Origin of the sequence: Alkaliphilus transvaalensis ATCC 700919 (assembly GCF_000621485.1) — a bacterium.
Taxonomy (GTDB): domain Bacteria; phylum Bacillota; class Clostridia; order Peptostreptococcales; family Natronincolaceae; genus Alkaliphilus; species Alkaliphilus transvaalensis.
In genome coordinates, this window is sequence record NZ_JHYF01000001.1 from 16,098 (window position 1) to 33,758 (window position 17,661).

15 protein-coding genes are annotated in these 17,661 nt (G+C 35.2%); 12 read left to right on the forward strand and 3 right to left on the reverse strand.

Annotation, left to right across the window (positions count from 1 at the left end; translation table 11 throughout):
- Positions 1-90: 90 nt before the first annotated feature.
- On the reverse strand, positions 91-525 hold the full coding sequence (locus T335_RS0100085) for a GNAT family N-acetyltransferase (protein WP_026475713.1): 435 nt from the start codon (positions 523-525) through the stop codon (positions 91-93).
- Positions 526-1,163: 638 nt separating this feature from the next.
- On the opposite strand from T335_RS0100085, the gene T335_RS0100095 reads away from it, so the two are divergent.
- Complete coding sequence (locus T335_RS0100095; protein ID WP_026475715.1) at positions 1,164-1,607, forward strand: hypothetical protein; 444 nt, start codon at positions 1,164-1,166, stop codon at positions 1,605-1,607.
- Between the two features lies 1 nt (position 1,608).
- Positions 1,609-2,037 carry a ferritin-like domain-containing protein gene (locus T335_RS0100100; RefSeq protein WP_026475716.1) on the forward strand — a complete coding sequence of 143 codons (429 nt, stop codon included), beginning with the start codon at positions 1,609-1,611 and terminating at the stop codon, positions 2,035-2,037.
- A gap of 224 nt (positions 2,038-2,261) precedes the next feature.
- Here the strand turns inward: T335_RS0100100 and T335_RS0100105 are convergent, their stop codons facing one another.
- A complete protein-coding gene (locus tag T335_RS0100105) occupies positions 2,262-2,669 on the reverse strand; it encodes a hypothetical protein (RefSeq protein WP_026475717.1) in 408 nt (135 codons plus the stop codon).
- 168 nt (positions 2,670-2,837) lie between these two features.
- On the opposite strand from T335_RS0100105, the gene nuoE reads away from it, so the two are divergent.
- From nuoE to sdaAA, 7 genes are all read left to right on the forward strand, one after another.
- Complete coding sequence (gene nuoE, locus T335_RS0100110) at positions 2,838-3,344, forward strand: NADH-quinone oxidoreductase subunit NuoE (protein WP_026475718.1); 507 nt, start codon at positions 2,838-2,840, stop codon at positions 3,342-3,344.
- Positions 3,345-3,365: 21 nt separating this feature from the next.
- Entirely contained in the window at positions 3,366-3,743 is a 378-nt protein-coding gene (locus T335_RS0100115) for a (2Fe-2S) ferredoxin domain-containing protein (RefSeq protein WP_026475719.1), read from the forward strand.
- A 50-nt stretch (positions 3,744-3,793) separates the two neighbouring features.
- Positions 3,794-5,404 (forward strand): NADH-ubiquinone oxidoreductase-F iron-sulfur binding region domain-containing protein, encoded by a 1,611-nt coding sequence (locus tag T335_RS19485; RefSeq protein ID WP_242837235.1) that lies wholly within the window; start codon positions 3,794-3,796, stop codon positions 5,402-5,404.
- 15 nt (positions 5,405-5,419) lie between these two features.
- On the forward strand, positions 5,420-7,165 hold the full coding sequence (locus tag T335_RS0100125; protein WP_026475720.1) for an NADH-dependent [FeFe] hydrogenase, group A6: 1,746 nt from the start codon (positions 5,420-5,422) through the stop codon (positions 7,163-7,165).
- Positions 7,166-7,413: 248 nt separating this feature from the next.
- Positions 7,414-10,725: a DEAD/DEAH box helicase gene (locus T335_RS0100130; RefSeq protein WP_026475721.1), complete on the forward strand. Its 3,312-nt coding sequence runs from the start codon at positions 7,414-7,416 to the stop codon at positions 10,723-10,725.
- 339 nt (positions 10,726-11,064) lie between these two features.
- Positions 11,065-11,736 (forward strand): L-serine ammonia-lyase, iron-sulfur-dependent subunit beta, encoded by a 672-nt coding sequence (gene sdaAB / locus T335_RS0100135; protein ID WP_026475722.1) that lies wholly within the window; start codon positions 11,065-11,067, stop codon positions 11,734-11,736.
- A gap of 17 nt (positions 11,737-11,753) precedes the next feature.
- Positions 11,754-12,629, forward strand: coding sequence for an L-serine ammonia-lyase, iron-sulfur-dependent, subunit alpha (gene sdaAA, locus T335_RS0100140; protein WP_026475723.1), 876 nt, complete (start codon positions 11,754-11,756; stop codon positions 12,627-12,629).
- 86 nt (positions 12,630-12,715) lie between these two features.
- Here the strand turns inward: sdaAA and T335_RS0100145 are convergent, their stop codons facing one another.
- Complete coding sequence (locus T335_RS0100145) at positions 12,716-14,026, reverse strand: D-alanyl-D-alanine carboxypeptidase family protein (RefSeq protein WP_026475724.1); 1,311 nt, start codon at positions 14,024-14,026, stop codon at positions 12,716-12,718.
- Positions 14,027-14,194: 168 nt separating this feature from the next.
- Between T335_RS0100145 and T335_RS0100150 the strand changes: the two genes are divergently transcribed.
- The 3 genes from T335_RS0100150 to selD are packed head-to-tail and all read left to right on the forward strand — an operon-like array spanning position 14,195 to position 17,585.
- Positions 14,195-14,851 (forward strand): helix-hairpin-helix domain-containing protein, encoded by a 657-nt coding sequence (locus tag T335_RS0100150; RefSeq protein ID WP_026475725.1) that lies wholly within the window; start codon positions 14,195-14,197, stop codon positions 14,849-14,851.
- A 14-nt stretch (positions 14,852-14,865) separates the two neighbouring features.
- Positions 14,866-16,530, forward strand: coding sequence for a glycoside hydrolase family 3 protein (locus tag T335_RS19490; protein WP_051569042.1), 1,665 nt, complete (start codon positions 14,866-14,868; stop codon positions 16,528-16,530).
- 14 nt (positions 16,531-16,544) lie between these two features.
- Positions 16,545-17,585, forward strand: coding sequence for a selenide, water dikinase SelD (gene selD / locus T335_RS0100160; protein ID WP_156943596.1), 1,041 nt, complete (start codon positions 16,545-16,547; stop codon positions 17,583-17,585).
- The last annotated feature ends 76 nt before the right edge of the window (positions 17,586-17,661 follow it).

Genomic DNA, 17,661 nt, shown 5'->3' on the forward strand with positions numbered 1-17,661 from the left:
CGGATTTAGGTAGTTTTCAAAATAAGAGAAAAAAGGCACTGTCTTAATGATTGTAAAAATCATTTTAAGACAGCGCCTTTTTGTAGGCTTTTAATACTCCAACACCATAATATGTTCTTTTCCAAAGACTTGTCCATTAAACTTAAAACCTATACTTTCATAAAGTTTTATAGATGCAACACCGGCAATATCAACCCCAAGAAAGACTTTGTTTCTTGATTTATCTTGTTTGATAATCTCTAATAGTTGATCCATTGCTTTTCTGCCATAGCCCTTTGACTGATGATTTTTGTCAATCATAATTCGGTAAAGCCAATACTCATTATCATCTCCATCAATACAGTACATTAAAAAGCCAACAGGTGTTTCATTGTTATAAATTGCTAAAGGTATACATTCAGGTTGAACTTTAGATTGGGCTATAGAAACAGCATTAGAAACTAGAAGGTCACTTTGATACTCTGCTACATCCAAACTGATTATATCCCAAAAATTTTCTACATTGATTTCCTTTAGTGTTAGCATCTTCATACCCCTTTTTATGTTTTAGTCATTATTTCGTGCATATATGGTTAATTCAATATTGAGGTATTGAATACCTTTAATTACTAGAAATTATAAATCAACCTTTATTACAAACCCTCTATTTCAGATAAAATCTCTTCAATATCATGATCAATGATTGACCTGTAATTACAATAAAGAATACAATACCAGTGTGAAATGACATTATATTATTCGACAATAAAATATAGTATGTTATTGCAGCTAATAAATGAAAAGAAGTAAATGTAATCTCCACTACATTTGCTTTTTTAACATCATCAGTATTCAAAGCATGAGCCATAAGGGATTTTTTATTAAAATTGAAAAGTCTAAAGATTAGATACGCCAAAAACATAAGAATCAATAATATAAAGGTTTGATCTTTCAAATTAATTCACCTCTCCTTTATAATGGTTGCTCTGACTTTATCATTATATCATAAAACTTCCAAATATATCAAAAACCTATGGTTAACTTTAGCAAAAGAATCATATAATTTTACACAATTTCTGGTCAATAAAAATAAAAAATACTATTTAATTTGTTTAATAACAAAATAACAGGGTAAATATTCCTACGGATATGAGGTGAAAGATCTAAAGGAGAGGGAGAAACAAATGGGGAATGAAATCAATTATAATGCATTAATTAATGAAATTACAAAGTGTTGTTTTACTGAAAATGCCTGTGGCAGTTGCAATAGAGAAATCTGTCTTGTAGGTTATTGCAAGAAATCTTTAATAACAGCACTAAAGGAGAATACACAATTTATTGACGGAGGAATGGAAGGGATTCCCTATACAGATACAAAGGTTTATGAGGAAGAAGATCTAATTGAAACAATAGGTTTTATTTTAAACCAGTGTCGAAACTGTCAGCTTTATCATGATGAAGATTGTGTAATTAACATTATTAGAAGCTCTATGGAGGTAGGTTTATTAGGTGAAAGTCAAGAATATGGTGGTAGTAGTTTAGTTTATTTGAGTGATATGCACAAGGTAAACCCAGACATTGCCGACAGATTACTTGTAGCATTTAAGAATAAAAAGGGAGGAAACTAATATGGAAAAAAGAGAACTTACAATAGAAAATGTAATTGGAGAAACGAAGGGAACACCCTTAGAAAGACCAGTAAAACAAAACTTTACTGGTGAAACCAGTGAGGTAGGAATCTATTTAGCAATGGCAAGACTAGCCCAAAGACAAGGTTATCCAGAAATTGCAGAAGTTTTAAAGACAATTGCATGGGAAGAGGCAGAACATGCAGCACGATTTGCAGAACTAAATGGAATGATCGAAGAAGATATTTTTGAAAATATTAAGCGTATGCTAGAAGGTGAAACCTTCGCAAATCAAGAGAAGAAGAAGGCTGCAGATCAGGCGGAAGAGTTAAATCTCCTAACAGCGAGAGATTATTTTAATGAATCCTCTAAAGATGAAGCTCGCCATGCAAGAATGCTAGAAGGAATCCTTAATCGATTTATAGGTTAGTTAGCCCATATACATATGTGAAACCCTTAATTTACATTAAAAAATTAGTGTAAATTAAGGGTTTTATTTATAAATTCAGATTTATGGTATAATGCAATTTCCTCATTTATTAATATTTTACTCCAAACAATAATTAAAACGAGTTTTAACATTATTTATTTGTCCTGATAGGTTTAGATCAGTATTAAATTAGTATTAAATTAGTATTAAATATCTATCATCAATTAAAAGAAGCCTCCGCCAAAGCCCCCATAAAAAGGTCTACGCCATATTGCAGCTAAAAGTAGAAACCATAGTAATAAACTAGAGCCTCCCCAGAATTGGGTTTCAACATTTGATTCCCCTATAGAGTCTATATCGGCGTTTAACAGTTCTTTTACTAAGGGGATCTTCCTCTTTGCTGAAGGGTTTACAAGACCCTCCATCTGGGCTAGGGCATCAAGGTTTCTGATGTGCTGATTGATTAAATTAGGGGATAATTTACTTTTAGTGTTTAAGATCTGGCGATAAAGATCATAATCATCAAGGTTTCCATATTGAGACATGAAGTTGTTAAATTCAGCTATGTGCTCACTTGGAATCATTAAAAAGTCGAGGCTGTAGTTACCACTTACATTGGTGATTTCAGCCATTATCGTTCACCTCCCTTCAATGTTTCCCTTTTGCAGTAACATAGTATGAAGATTTGAAAAATAGGTGTAATTTTTTTAAGTTTAATGAATAAAAAAACCCTCTTCATTTAAAAATAAACTAGAAATACTATGGATAAAGCTGGATAAAAGATAGAGAGGACGAAGCTTATGTTGGAACCTTTAATTTTACAGGAAAAAAACAATCAAGAAGAAAAGCTACCAAACGAAAAATATCAAAAGCTAAAAAAATATATAGACGACCTACCTGAAACAGAAGGTACCCTAATTCAAGTATTACATAAGGCTCAAGAAATCTTTGGTTATCTACCTAGGGATGTACAGCTTTATGTTGCTAGAGCACTAGGCATTAGTGGGGCCAAGGTTTATGGAGTAGTAAGTTTCTATAATTATTTTAATGACAAGCCCCGTGGCGAATATTTAATCAATGTATGTACTGGTACAGCATGTTTTGTTAAGGGATGTGGTCATTTACTAGAGGCCATCAGTGAAAAATTAAAAATTTCTTCTGGTGAAACAACAGAAGACGGTAAATTTACCCTTAATGGAGTGAGATGTATCGGAGCCTGTGGCTTAGCTCCTGTAATTGTTATTGATGATCAAGTTTATGGACGAGTGAAAGTTGAAGAAATTGATAAAATTTTATCAAAATATTAAATGCTAGGGGAGGGGTGTTTGATGAAATCGCTAGAGGAGTTAAAGGAAATTCGAGAAAAGGCCAAAAAACGAATAAATATAAGATCTGGGGGAGAAGTTGAAGAGGTGAGAATTTTAGTAGGTATGGGGACTTGTGGCATTAGTTCAGGGGCAAGAGAAACCTTAAATTCAATTTTAGCTGAAGTAAATGAAAGGGATTTAAAGGGAGTGTATGTTACTCAAGTGGGTTGTGATGGTAACTGTCATGCAGAACCAATAGTGCAGGTAAAGATCCCTCAACAGGAGCCTGTCTTGTACGGTAAAGTAACCCCAGCTAAAGGTAAGGAAATTATAGAAAAACATATTATTAAGGGAGAAGTCTTACAGGACTTAATTATTGGAAGAGCCTTTCATGAATAAATTCAAAAAAAGTATTTGGAGGGAAAATGGTGAACAGTAGACGCTTACATATGCTAGTCTGTGGAGGTACAGGATGTCAATCTCAAGATAGTGATAAATTAGTTAAGGCATTAGACTTAGTTTTAGATAAATATGGTTATAAAGAAGAGGTGGAAGTAGTCAAAACAGGCTGCTTTGGTTTTTGTGAAAAAGGACCAATTATAAAGGTTCAGCCCGATGATATATTTTATGTGGAAGTGAAACCTAAAGATGCAAAAAGAATTATTGAAGAGCATGTGATTAAGGGTAGAAGGGTTGAAGATTTACTCTATAGCGAGCCAGCAAAACATGAAAAAGTTGAGAAACAACATGATATGAATTTTTACAAAAAGCAGATGAGAATTGCTCTAAGAAACTGTGGATTAATTAATCCAGAAGATATTGAAGAGTACATAGCAGTAGACGGATACTTAGCGTTAGGGACAGTCTTAACTACGATGACTCCTGTGGAAGTGATAGAACTGGTGAAGAAAAGTAGTTTGAGGGGGAGGGGCGGTGGAGGGTTCCCAACAGGCTATAAATGGGAACTAACCTACCGTAACAAACATGATAAAAAGTATATTATCTGTAATGCTGATGAAGGGGACCCAGGTGCCTTCATGGATCGAAGTATTTTAGAAGGTGACCCCCATAGTGTATTAGAGGCGATGGCTATCGCAGGCTATGCCATTGGGGCAGATAAAGGATTTATTTATATCCGAGCGGAATATCCTTTAGCGATTCATCGATTAAATGTGGCAATAGACCAAGCTAGAGAGATGGGGGTACTGGGTAAAGGACTTTTTGATACAGATTTTAATTTTGATATAGAGTTAAAGTATGGTGCAGGAGCTTTTGTTTGTGGAGAAGAAACAGCCTTAATTAACTCTGTTGAAGGGGGTAGGGGAGAACCCAATGCTAAACCTCCCTTTCCAGCAGAAAGTGGATTATGGAACAGACCAACATGTGTTAATAATGTAGAAACCTTTGCCAACATTCCTCCAATCATATTAAAGGGTCCAGAATGGTTTAGTAGCATTGGCTCTGAAAAAAGTAAAGGGACAAAGGTATTTGCCTTAGCAGGAAAAGTAAACAATGTGGGTCTGGTAGAAGTTCCGATGGGGATCAAACTAAGGGATATTATCTATGAAATAGGTGGAGGTATTAGAGGTGATCATAAATTAAAGGCAGTTCAAACGGGGGGGCCATCGGGGGGCTGTATTACAGCCGAAAATCTTGATATTGCCATTGATTATGATAGTTTAACATCTATTGGGTCTATGATGGGATCTGGCGGGATGATCGTTATGGATGAGGAAGATTGCATGGTAAATATCGCTAAGTTTTATTTAGAATTTACAGAAGAAGAATCCTGTGGAAAATGTACACCATGTCGAATCGGTAATAAAAGACTGCATGAGATTCTAACAAAAATAACAAAGGGAGAAGGAACAGAGGAAGATCTGGAGCGTTTGGTAAATCTGGGGCAGATGATTAAAGAATCATCCCTTTGTGGGTTGGGGCAGACCTCTCCTAATCCAGTTTTAAGTACACTAAATCACTTTAGAGATGAATATTTGGAACATATCATCAATAAAAACTGCCCTGCTGGAGTCTGCAAAGGGCTTTCAAATAAATCCTAGTAAGGGGTGTAAGTATTGAAGGATAGTGTAAAAGTAACAATTAATGATAAAGAAGTTGAAGTACCAAGGGAATATACCATTTTAAATGCTGCTGTCGAAGCAGGGATCAAAATCCCTACATTATGTCATTTAGATTTACATGATCTTAAAATGGTTAATCGAACAGCATCCTGTCGAGTTTGTATGGTGGAAGTTGAGAAACGACCTAATCTAGCCCCTGCCTGTGCAACACCAGTTAATGATGGCATGGTGATAAGAACTGATACCTTAAGGGCTATAACCAGTAGGAGGATGGCAGTAGAACTCTTATTGTCTAATCATCCTACCGATTGTTTAATCTGCCCTAGAAATTTAAGATGCGAGTTGCAAGCCTTGGCCCAAGAGTTAAATATTAGAGAAATTAATTACTCTGGCGAAATGAACGAATTTCATATAGATAGTTCTAGTCAAGCAGTGGTTAAACATCAAAATAAATGTATTTTGTGCAGAAGATGTGAAACAGCCTGTAATGAAGTTCAGACCTGTGGAATATTGTCTGCCCTTAATAGGGGTTTTGAAACAATCGTAGGCCCCGCCTTTAACCTACCTATGAAGGAGACATCTTGTACCTACTGTGGTCAATGCGTTGCAGTTTGCCCAACAGCCGCATTAACAGAGGTTAATCATGTACCAAAGGTTTGGGAAGCTTTAAATGATCCAGAAAAATATGTGGTGGTTCAGACTGCTCCAGCCATCAGAGTAGCTCTAGGAGAACTCTTTGGTATGGAGGCGGGTACCATCGTAACGGGGAAGTTGGCGGCAGCATTAAGACGATTAGGATTCGACCAAGTTTTTGATACAGATTTTGGAGCAGATGTTACCATAGTTGAAGAAGCAAAAGAACTGATCCATAGAATGGAAACTGGAGGTAGACTGCCAATGCTAACCAGTTGTTGTCCTGCATGGGTAAGTTTTATCGAGCATCAATTTCCAGATTTAGTAGATGTCCCATCAACTTGTAAGTCACCCCATATTATGACGGGAACAATTATCAAAACTTATTTTGCTGAAAAGAATAAAATCGACCCAAACAAGATTACTGTCGTGTCTATCATGCCCTGTGTTGCTAAGAAGGCTGAGGCAGCCAGAACAGAACTTTCTATTGATGATCATAATAACGTTGATATTGTTATTACCACCCGAGAACTAGGGGATATGTTAAAGGAAGCAGGTATCGACTTTGATAAGCTTCCTGATGAAGATTATGACCATCCGTTAGGTGAATCAACAGGTGCATCTGTAATTTTCGGTACTACCGGTGGGGTAATTGAAGCAGCTATTAGGACTGTGTATGAATGGACTACAGGAGATGAATTGGAGGAAGTGGAGTTCCATGCATTAAGAGGAATAGATGGATTAAGAGAAGCTGTTGTACCTATAAATGGCGAAGAGATTAAAATAGGGATAGCCCATGGGTTAGGAAATGCTCGTCAGCTTTTAGAAGAAATTAGAAGCGGCAAATCAAAGTATCATGCTATTGAAATTATGGCTTGCCCTGGGGGCTGTATTGGGGGCGGAGGTCAGCCCTATCATTATGGAAATGATGAAATTGTCAAAAAACGGCAACAGGCCATCTATCAAGAAGATCGAAGGAAGAAGATTCGAAAGTCCCATTTAAATGAAGAAGTTTTAAAACTCTATGAAAACTACTTAGGGGAGCCCTATGGGGAGTTAGCCCATAAGTTACTTCATACAAGTTTTGAGGCTAAAGAGAGAATATAATCATCGATTTAAGACTACTTATGAAATTTTGTGATTAAGTAGTCTTTTTTCTTATCTTTTAATAGGAAAGCCTTTAAAACTATTAGCAAGAGGAAATGAATCTGAACTTAGAGATGAATCTGGACTTAAAAATGAATTAGGTTTTAGAATTGAATTTATGGTGATACTGGATGGAAAAGGATAGTGGGGAATGTTATAATGAAAGGATGGAGAAGTACCAGAAATAATCTATAAAGAAGGGATTTCATATGCTTAATATAGATCAAGATCTGTTTAGAGAGATAGGTGTAAACAGCACCATATATAAAAGAGGTAAGGATTATTTTAATGCAGGAAGGGTCAAAGGCGTTAAATATGATTCTGTCAATAATCAGTTTTTAGGGAAAGTGATTGGAGAATCGGAGTATAAGGTTTCGGTGGAGCTGGACGAAGATTATGACTTTATGGATGCCCAGTGTAGTTGTCCTGCCTTCAAAGGGTATAGGGGCTATTGTAAACATATCGTTGCCATGTTACTGTCTATTAGCAAAATGAAAAAAAGTAGTAATTCTAATCAAGATAAGGATACTTATTTAGTCAGTAAAAGAAAAAAACTAGAAAAAGAGAAAGAAGAAAAAGAACGAGAGAAGGCAAGGCTAGTAGGGATGCAAACCCTATTACACTATTTTAAAGATGCTTCAATTTTAGATCATCAATTAAAAAACCCTTTAAAATTAGAAGTAGATTGCTTTATAAGAATGGGGAGCATGTTTGGGAATACGGGCCTTCCCTGTCATATTTCTTTTGCACTAAAGATTGGAGAAAATAAGCTTTATCGTGTTAAAGATGTTAAGGAATTTTTAAACTGTATGGAGGAGGAGAGTCCGCTAACCTTTGGAAAACTATTTACCTATAATCCTACACTTCATTATTTTCTAGAGGAAGACCAACTCCTCATCAATTACTTAAGGGAATTAAATAATTATGAGAATATGATATTAGAGGAACACTATGCTATTAGCAGTTGTATTTTCAGAGGAAAGGATATAACACCTTCAACTAAAGGGATAAAAGAAATTTTAAATATATTAGAGGGAAGATATGTTAATGGCGAGGTTAATGGGTATCAATATGGAAAGATTCCAATTATAGAGGGAAGCTTACCATGCCAGGTATATTTAGAGGAAGAAAATGGAGAGCTACAGTTGAAGGTAGAATTAAAGGCGACCTATACTTCACTTTTAACTAGTGGAGAATATATCTATATAAATAATAAAATAGTTAAGATCTCTAAAGAAGAACAAGATAGTATCATTCCTATACTAAAAACCATGGAAGAAGTTAAAGATCAAAAAATACTAATTCCTAAAACCCTACAACAGCATTTTTTTACTGATGTTTTTCCAAAAATCAGCAAGTCTGAGAAGGTAAAGGTTTGTAAAAGCATAACAGAACTAATAGAAAAAAATCAACTAACGACAAAAGTTTACTTAGATTCCTTAGGTAATAAAATCATTGCAAAGGTATTATTCCATTATGGTGATGCCATTATAAATCCCTTCTTAAAGGATAAAATGGTAAAAGAAAGTCAAGAAGTTTTTGTAAGACAAATAGAACAGGAAGAAAAGGTTATTAAATTCTTTGAAAATCTAGAGTTTAAAGTTAAGAATACGGAAGTATATTTAGAAGATGAAGAACAAGTTTATAGGTTAGTTACTTCAGAATTAAATCAATTAAAAGGTCTAGCAGATATTTACTACTCAGACTCCTTTAATAAAATAAAAATTAGAGAAGCCATAACATGGATGGGGGGCATTCGTCTTCGTGAAGATGACCTACTAGAATTTACTTTCGAGATTAATGACATCTCTAACAAAGAGATTAAAGAGGTTTTAGCAGCATTAGAAACAAGAAAAAAGTACTATCGCCTAAAGGATGGCACGATACTTTCATTAGAAAATAAAGAGTTACACAAGTTTAGAGACACAATAAGACAATTAGCCCTTCAGGATGATGAAATAGAAGCAGGTAAGATTCAGTTACCCAAGTATAGAGGGATCCTAATCGATGATTTGATTGATGGTAATCAAGAGATCAAAAGGGATGAAACTTTTAGTCAATACATTTACTCAATTAAAAGGGCTGAAACAACCAACTTTCAACTACCCCAGAGAATAGGAGAATTAATGCGAGGGTATCAAAAAAGAGGGTTTAATTGGATTAAAACCTTTAGTACATTAGGCCTTGGTGGAATTCTTGCTGATGATATGGGATTAGGAAAAACCCTTCAAATGATTAGTGCAATTCTTTCGGATAAAGAGGAGGGAGTCGAAACCCCCTCTTTAGTAGTAGTGCCTTCATCTCTATTAAGAAACTGGTACGAAGAAATAGAGAAGTTTGCCCCAGAAGTAAAAACATTAGTCATTTATGGTACACCAACTGAACGGGACAATATGATCAAAAGTATTGAACATTATGATTTAATCATTACTTCTTACCCTTTAATCCAGAAGGATGTTGAAAAGTATTCAGATATAACATTTAATTATTTTATTATTGATGAAGCTCAACATATAAAAAATCCACAATCTAAAAATGCAAAGTCGGTTAAAGAAATAAAAGCTAAAAGCAGGTTTGCTTTAACAGGGACACCGATAGAAAATACATTAACAGAGTTGTGGTCCATATTTGATTTCATCCTTCCTAAATACCTTGGTAGTTACAGTAGCTTTAGGGAAAAATTTGAGACACCAATTATTAAAGATCAAAAGGAAAGCGCTTATAGAGAGTTAACAAAGCATGTTAAGCCATTTATTCTAAGAAGAATGAAGTCAGAGGTTCTTGAAGAACTTCCACCTAAAATAGAGCAGATAATTTATGCAGATTTAACCAAAGAGCAAAAAAAGATTTATTTAGCTACCTTAGATAAAATTCGTGGTGAAATTAATGAAGAGATGAAATATAACGGCTTTCAAAGAAGTCATATAAAAATATTAGCTGGACTTACTCGTTTACGGCAAATTTGTTGTCATCCAGCCCTTTATATAGAAAACTATTATGGTGAAAGTGGCAAGTTTTCATTATTAGTAGAAATGGTTAAGGAACGGATTGAATCGGGTCATAGAATCTTATTGTTTTCTCAATTTACCAGTATGTTAAAAATAATTGGTGATACCCTAAAAGATGAAGGAATAAGGTATCAATACCTAGATGGTTCAACTGATGTAAAAGACAGAGGAGAAATCATAAGGGACTTTAATGAAGGAGAAGGAGAGGTTTTTTTAATTTCCCTAAAGACTGGTGGAACAGGTCTAAACTTAACTTCTGCTGACATTGTTATCCATTTTGATCCTTGGTGGAATCCTGCAGTAGAAGAGCAGGCCACCGATCGAGCCTATAGAATTGGTCAAGAAAAGGCAGTTCATGTGATTAAACTGATTACAAAAGGTACAATAGAAGAAAAAATAACTGCTCTACAAGAAAAAAAGAAACTTTTAATTGACGCAGTAATCCAACCAGGAGAAACCCTCATTACAAAACTAACGGAAGAAGAAATAAGAGATATTTTTGAAATAAAATAATATTTTAAGTATTACCTACAACCTCAGTAAAACAGTATAGATTGCATATACTACTACTGGGGTTGTTAATTAAGTAAATTGCATTACCTTGAAAAACAAGAATACTTTATCAAATGTAATAAAATACATATATTATATGCGTGTTTTTAATCATACATTAAAAATTTATAAAAATTTACTCAATTGAATATTTTTATAATATTTACAATATATATAAATTTGGTTTTTAATGAAATAATAGTAGAAATCTCATTGTTTTTTTGGTAATATTGATATTTAGATAAATTAATAATTATTCATTAAAATAGAATGTTAGGTAAAAGAAAGGAGTCGAATCCTATGAAGGATTTTAGTATATTTGAAATAGTTGGGCCAAATATGATTGGACCCTCTAGCTCTCATACGGCAGGTGCTTGTAAGCTTGGTTTTGTAGCCCATAAACTTGCAAAGGGAGACGTCGAAGCAGTAACATTTTTATTACATGGTTCCTTTGCAAAGACCTATAAAGGCCATGGAACAGATAAGGCTCTTCTTGGTGGAATACTAGGGTTTGAAGCAGATGATGAAAGAATTAGAGATTCTTTTGAGCTAGCAGATGCAAAGGGGTTAAAATATCAATTTATTGAAGCAGATTTAGGAGACAATCTACATCCTAATACCGTTAGAATTAATATTACTAAAAGTAATCAAGAAGAGATGACAGTATTAGGAGCATCTATAGGTGGGGGAAATATCAAAATTACCGAAATAGATGGTGTTAAATTAATGTTTACAGGGGAATATTCAACATTAATTATACCCCATGATGACAAACCTGGTATTGTTGGGCGAGTAACCTCTATATTAGGAGAACACGAAATAAATATCGCATTTATGAAGGTATATCGTCACCATAAGGGGAAAAATGCCTTCATGATTATTGAAACCGATAGCGAGTTAAATCGTGAGATGGTGGAAGATATAAAAGGGATAGATTATGTTACTAACGTATTTATTGTAAGTATTAAATAAAAAGGAGGTGTAGCTCGATGACATTTACAAATGGACAAGAATTAATTACACTTTGTAAAGAAAAAAACCTTAAAATTTATGAAGTAATGATTCAAAAAGAAATGGAATTAACGGGACTAAGTGAAGCGGAAATAAAAAATAAATTAAAAATTAGTTTAGATATTATGAAACAAGCTGTTGAAAGAGGCTTAACAGAAGATATTAAATCAGTTAGTGGGCTAATTGGTGGCGATGCTAAGAAAATTACAGAACGAAATGATAAGACAAGATCAGTTTGTGGCTCTTTAATGAGCAAAGCCATTAGTCGCTCTATGGCTGTATTAGAAGTAAATGCAGCTATGGGAAGAATCGTTGCGGCCCCAACAGCCGGTTCCAGTGGTATTGTACCAGGTACCCTCTTGACGATAGCCGAAGAGTTCTCTTTAGATGATGAGCGTTTAGTGGAAGGATTATTAACTGCCAGTGGTGTAGGCTTTATTATTTCACGAAATGCAACTGTAGCTGGGGCAGAGGGTGGTTGTCAAGCTGAGACAGGTTCAGCTGCAGCAATGGCGGCGGCTGCAATTGTTGAAATGATGGGTGGCACTCCAGAAGCAGCCCTACACGGTGCAGCAGCCTGTCTAAAAAATGTATTAGGCTTAGTATGTGACCCAATAGCAGGGTTAGTAGAAGCTCCTTGTGAAAAAAGAAATGCAATTGGTGCAGCAAATGCTTTAATTTCTGCTGAAATGGCTTTGGCAGGAGTAGAAAGTATTATTCCCTTTGATGAGGTAGTAGATGCAATGTATCGTGTTGGACGAACTCTACCCTTCGAACTTAGGGAAAGTGCAATCGGTGGTTTAGCAGGTACACCAACAGGTCAAAGGATCAAAAAAGAAATTTTAGGAGAATAAACAAAACCAGTATCCTGGCAAAAAGTATTTTTGATTAGGATACTGGTTTTTAATTTGATTTATTTATGTTGTATATTTTAGTTCTGCTATCTTCTTTTATAAAGACTTTTACTGAAGCTTAAAGAAGATCTCCTGCCAAAGTTACCAAATCTTCTTCGTTTTCTTTGAACTCTTATGTATAGAACTAAGAGTTTCCACAGGATAAAAACGCCAGCAAAAATTATTAAATATTTAACGGGTTTACTAGACTTTATTAAAGATGGCCTTACTTCAATGTCCACTGTAGCAATTAAATTAACTTCTCCTAAAATTTTATCACCAAGAGAATAGATAATTTTCCCAAAGGAATCGCCAGTATTAATTGGAGCAGTGATTTTTTCTTCTATGACTACCTCTCTTGTGATAGCAGATGGATCTTGGTCAATGGGTAAGACTGTGTATAAGTTTGATTCTGTATATAAAGAAAGGGTATCAACTAAACCTTTGGTTACTGGTACTTCTGTTTCAAGCAGATTAGCTTCGACGATGGGTACACTTTTAAAGTTTTCATAACCATAATCTATTAGCGTTCTTGTGTCGAGATAGATATTTGCTCCTTGAGCACCCAGTACTACAGAAATCAGTCGATGATCCTCTTTCATAGCAGAACTAACTAAACATTGTTGAGCTGCTACGGTGTAGCCAGTTTTTCCTCCCTCAATTAAATCATATTTAATATCAACGTTTCTGCCGTTGTAAAGAATTCGATTACCACCACCAGTTCCCCATAAAAAGCGGTTAGAGTTACGATAATATCTTTTTTCAGGTGTTTGCTCTGTTTCGTCAAATACAATATTAACTGTGGCGATGATTTCCCGATAAAGAGGAAAACTCATGGCATATCTCCCGATAAGGGCTAAATCATAGGCTGTCGTTACATGCTCTGGGTCAGGCATGCCATGGGGATTTGTGAAATTAGTATCAGTGGCCCCAAGCTCTTTTGCTCTTGTGTTCATGAGTTTAACAAACTCTTCTACTGATCCAGATACATGAATGGCAAGAACCTCTGCAACATCATTAGCAGAACGAATTAATAGTGCATGTAAAAGTTCTTCAACGGTAAAAGATTCTCCAGGAAGTAGATACATACTAGCTCCACCAACAGTAATATTGTTGCCTACTGTTACAACGTCACTTAGGTTTGCGTTTTCCATTACCAAAATAGCAGTAAGAACTTTTGTAGTGCTGGCAGGAAAGGTAACTTCTCTAGCATTATGCTCATACAAAATTTCTCCTGTTTGGTAGTCCATCAAAATTGCATTTGGGGCCGTAAGCTGTGGTGTAGCAAAGGCGCTGCCGACGGACAACATCGAAATTAAAATCACAAGTGACAAAAAAGTAAGTATCGTTTTCTTCATATCTATTCCCCTTATCTTTCTACATATTTCAGTCCCTCATTATAGTATACCAAAAAAAACAACAAAAATTAAGATAAATAAAAAAACTAAAAAAGGGAAATTAAATCTATTGATAGAAATAGTTAGTAAGATTACCAATGTAAAGAAATAGTCTTAAGGAGTGGGAGCATGCAGGTTACAATAAAACAAAAATACATCATTTTTATCATGATCGGGGTAGCCATGTTAGGGATATCCTTTTGGAGTCATCAAAAGGATCAAGGTAGAATGTATGAGGTAAGTGGAAAAGAAGAAGAATCTGATGTAGAATGGAATATAGACAAGGCAGATAATGGGGAGAATCCTTCTCAATCTGAAAAGATGATTATGGTTCACGTGAAGGGGGAAGTAATCTCCCCAGGGGTATACGAGTTAAAAGAAGGTGCAAGAGTAATTGATGCAGTAGAAGCTGCTGGAGGTTTTACAGAGGAAGCAGATCAACAGCAGGTTAATCTTGCCATGAAGATCTTTGATGAAGATGCGATTATTATCTATAAAGAAGGGGAAGTGTCTGCCCATCAGCCAGTAGCAACAGGTAATATTAGTAATAGTGCTAATCCTACTAATATTAATAATTCCTCACGTAATTCAGGGAAAATTAATATCAATAGTGCCAGTAAAGGGGAGTTAACACAGTTATCGGGAATAGGAGAGGCTCTAGCCGAGAGAATAATTGTATATCGACAAGAAAAGGGAGCCTTCAAATCTATTGAAGAGATTAAAAATGTAAGTGGGATAGGCGACAAAAAATTTGAAGAGATTAAGGAAAAAATTTCAGTACAATAGAGTGGGTGATTGAAATGATTCAGAAGATTATTAGTTGGTTATTAGTGTTGTTAACTGGTGTGTTTAGTAGTTTCATCACTTTTAATTATATCGATCTTCAACAACAGAGTTTTGAAAATGAACTAATGGGTTACCTTTCAGAAATGACACTAGAAGAAAAAATAGGGCAGATGTTAATGGTTAGTTTCCATGAAAATCAATTGGAAGACTATATTATTAATAAAAAAATTGGAGGATATATTCTTTTTAACAACAACATTCAGAGCTTAGAATCAATCCAAAATATAACAGATAAAATAACTAGTTTAGGCCAAGAACACCATGTCAGTAAGCCCTTTATCTCCATTGACCAAGAAGGTGGAAATGTATCCAGGTTAGACAGCTTATTCTATCCTTTTCCAGGAAATATGGCCTTAGGGGCAACCAATAGCTTAGATTTGGCCTATCAACAGGGGGAACTAACAGGAAGGATGTTAAAATATTTAGGGATTAATCTCAATTTTGCTCCTGTTGTAGATGTAAATAGTGACTTTCGTAATCCTGTAATCGGATTAAGGGCCTATGGCAATGATCCAAATCCTGTTGCAGAGATGGCCCAAAGTTTTATAGTGGGTCAACGGAATGAGGCAGTGATTTCTAGCATCAAACATTTCCCGGGACATGGAAACGTAGATCAAGACTCCCATTTGCAGTTGCCTATAAACAAATATTCTATTAAAGAGGTTAGGGAAAATGACATGAAGCCCTTTGAAGTCTTAATTGGTAAAGGGGTAGAGATGATTATGACTGCCCATATCAAAGTACCAGTTTTAGATGAAGATGCTCCTGCTACCCTTTCAACCAAGATTATACAAGGAGAATTAAGGAACCGTTTAGGTTATAATGGCGTCATTATAACAGATGATATAGGCTCTATGAAGGCCATAACCACCCTGTATCCCCCAGAAGAAGCGGCTATTAAGGCAGTAGAAGCAGGGGTAGACATTCTATTGTTGGTGACATCTTCAACAAAGATTAATCAAACAATAACAGGGCTATTAAAGGCTGTTGAAGAAGGGCGAATTTCAGAAAAGCGGATTGATGAATCTGTTTTTAGAATTTTAGCCTTAAAATATCGTTACGGTTTATTTGTTGATAATTCACTAGAAAAAGAAAACTATGAAGAACTATTGGCAGAAACTAAAAAACATGGTAAAGCTGTTAGTGATGCAGCCCTTACGGTTATTAATAATAAGAATAGTTTATTTCCCTTTCAAGAGGGAATAATATTATTTTTAGTAGATAGCAGAAGAAATTACTCTGATCCTATAACTGAGATAAGTCTTCCGATAGAAAAGTTAATAGAGGCATATTATGAAAACTATCGGGTAATTAATATAAGAGATTATAGTCTTGCAGGGATAAAAACGCTATTACCCAATTTTGATAGAGTGATCTTTTTATCGGAAAAGGGGTATCTAAATCCACAGATACGAGAAGTGATAAATGATTTAAAAAGTAATGAGAAATTTATATTAGTTTCTTTGGCAGAACCCTATGAGGAAATATATATAGGGGAAATTCATAGCCATATAGCAATATATAGCCATCAAATGCAGGCAATGATTAGTCTGCTGGAAGGTATGAAGGGTTTGACTCCAATAGATGGGATTAACCCAGTACCTGTAAATACTCATTGATAGGGGGCAGGTTTATGACAAAAGAAAATAGATTAACTCAAATGACAACCAGCGCTGGCTGAGCTGCCAAAATAGGGCCTGATGTCCTGGCACAGGTACTGTGCCATTTACCAAAGATGAACAGTGATAGACTTCTTGTAGGATTAGATACTTCTGATGATGCGGCTGTATACCAATTGAATGACGAAACAGCCATAATACAAACTTTAGATTTCTTTACACCAGTTGTCGATGATCCATATACTTATGGCCAAATTGCTGCAGCAAATTCTCTAAGTGATGTCTATGCCATGGGAGGAAAACCCCTTACAGCCATGAATATTGTTTGTTTTCCAAGTTGCTTACCAATGGAAATGTTAGGAGAAATTTTAAGGGGTGGAGCAGATAAAATAGTTGAAGCAGGTGCCCTTCTAGTAGGGGGTCATACCGTTGAAGACCAAGAACCCAAATATGGATTATCTGTAACTGGGCTTATACATCCAACTAAAGTTTTAGCAAATGCAACTGCAAAAATAGGGGATCTTTTAATTTTAACAAAACCCCTAGGCTTAGGCGTATTAAATACAGCTATAAAGGCTGACATTGCCACCCAAGAACAATATCAAAACGCAGTAGAGACAATGGTGACACTAAACAAATATGCCATAGAAGCCCTAGACCACTTAAGGATTTCTGCATGTACTGATATTACCGGCTTTGGGTTTTTAGGTCATGCCTATGAAATGGCTAAAGGCAGTGGTGTAAGTATCGAAATTGATAGTAGTAATGTACCAATTTTAGAAGGTGCAAAGGAGTTAGCTGAAATGGGAATTATACCCGCAGGAATGTATGCAAATAAAAAGCATATAGACCATGAGGTAAAAAGGCTAGAACCGATCAAAGAAGTAATTGAAGACTTGCTGTATGATCCACAAACCTCTGGTGGATTGTTAATTGCCATCCATCAAGATGATGCAGACGAAGCAATTGAGGCCTTAAGGAAAGTTAATAAGAATCAATACGCTATAGTGGGTAAAGTAGTAGAAAAAAGGGAGTTTACGCTATTTGTTAAATAGTTTAAGAACTAATAGGGGGATGCTTAACTCTTTAAAATTAGTCTTATAAATTTTAACGTTAACTCTAAATTGAAAG

Bases quoted from the DNA above. Each gene is read 5' to 3' on its own strand.
- T335_RS0100100 (WP_026475716.1), top strand. From the start codon at position 1,609: ATGGAAAAAAGAGAACTTACAATAGAAAATGTAATTGGAGAAACGAAG.
- T335_RS0100085 (WP_026475713.1), bottom strand. From the start codon at position 525: ATGCTAACACTAAAGGAAATCAATGTAGAAAATTTTTGGGATATAATC.
- T335_RS0100115 (WP_026475719.1), top strand. From the start codon at position 3,366: ATGAAATCGCTAGAGGAGTTAAAGGAAATTCGAGAAAAGGCCAAAAAA.
- T335_RS0100145 (WP_026475724.1), bottom strand. From the start codon at position 14,026: ATGAAGAAAACGATACTTACTTTTTTGTCACTTGTGATTTTAATTTCG.
- sdaAA (WP_026475723.1), top strand. From the start codon at position 11,754: ATGACATTTACAAATGGACAAGAATTAATTACACTTTGTAAAGAAAAA.
- T335_RS0100130 (WP_026475721.1), top strand. From the start codon at position 7,414: ATGCTTAATATAGATCAAGATCTGTTTAGAGAGATAGGTGTAAACAGC.
- T335_RS0100095 (WP_026475715.1), top strand. From the start codon at position 1,164: ATGGGGAATGAAATCAATTATAATGCATTAATTAATGAAATTACAAAG.
- nuoE (WP_026475718.1), top strand. From the start codon at position 2,838: ATGTTGGAACCTTTAATTTTACAGGAAAAAAACAATCAAGAAGAAAAG.
- T335_RS19490 (WP_051569042.1), top strand. From the start codon at position 14,866: ATGATTCAGAAGATTATTAGTTGGTTATTAGTGTTGTTAACTGGTGTG.
- sdaAB (WP_026475722.1), top strand. From the start codon at position 11,065: ATGAAGGATTTTAGTATATTTGAAATAGTTGGGCCAAATATGATTGGA.
- T335_RS0100150 (WP_026475725.1), top strand. From the start codon at position 14,195: ATGCAGGTTACAATAAAACAAAAATACATCATTTTTATCATGATCGGG.
- T335_RS19485 (WP_242837235.1), top strand. From the start codon at position 3,794: ATGCTAGTCTGTGGAGGTACAGGATGTCAATCTCAAGATAGTGATAAA.
- T335_RS0100105 (WP_026475717.1), bottom strand. From the start codon at position 2,669: ATGGCTGAAATCACCAATGTAAGTGGTAACTACAGCCTCGACTTTTTA.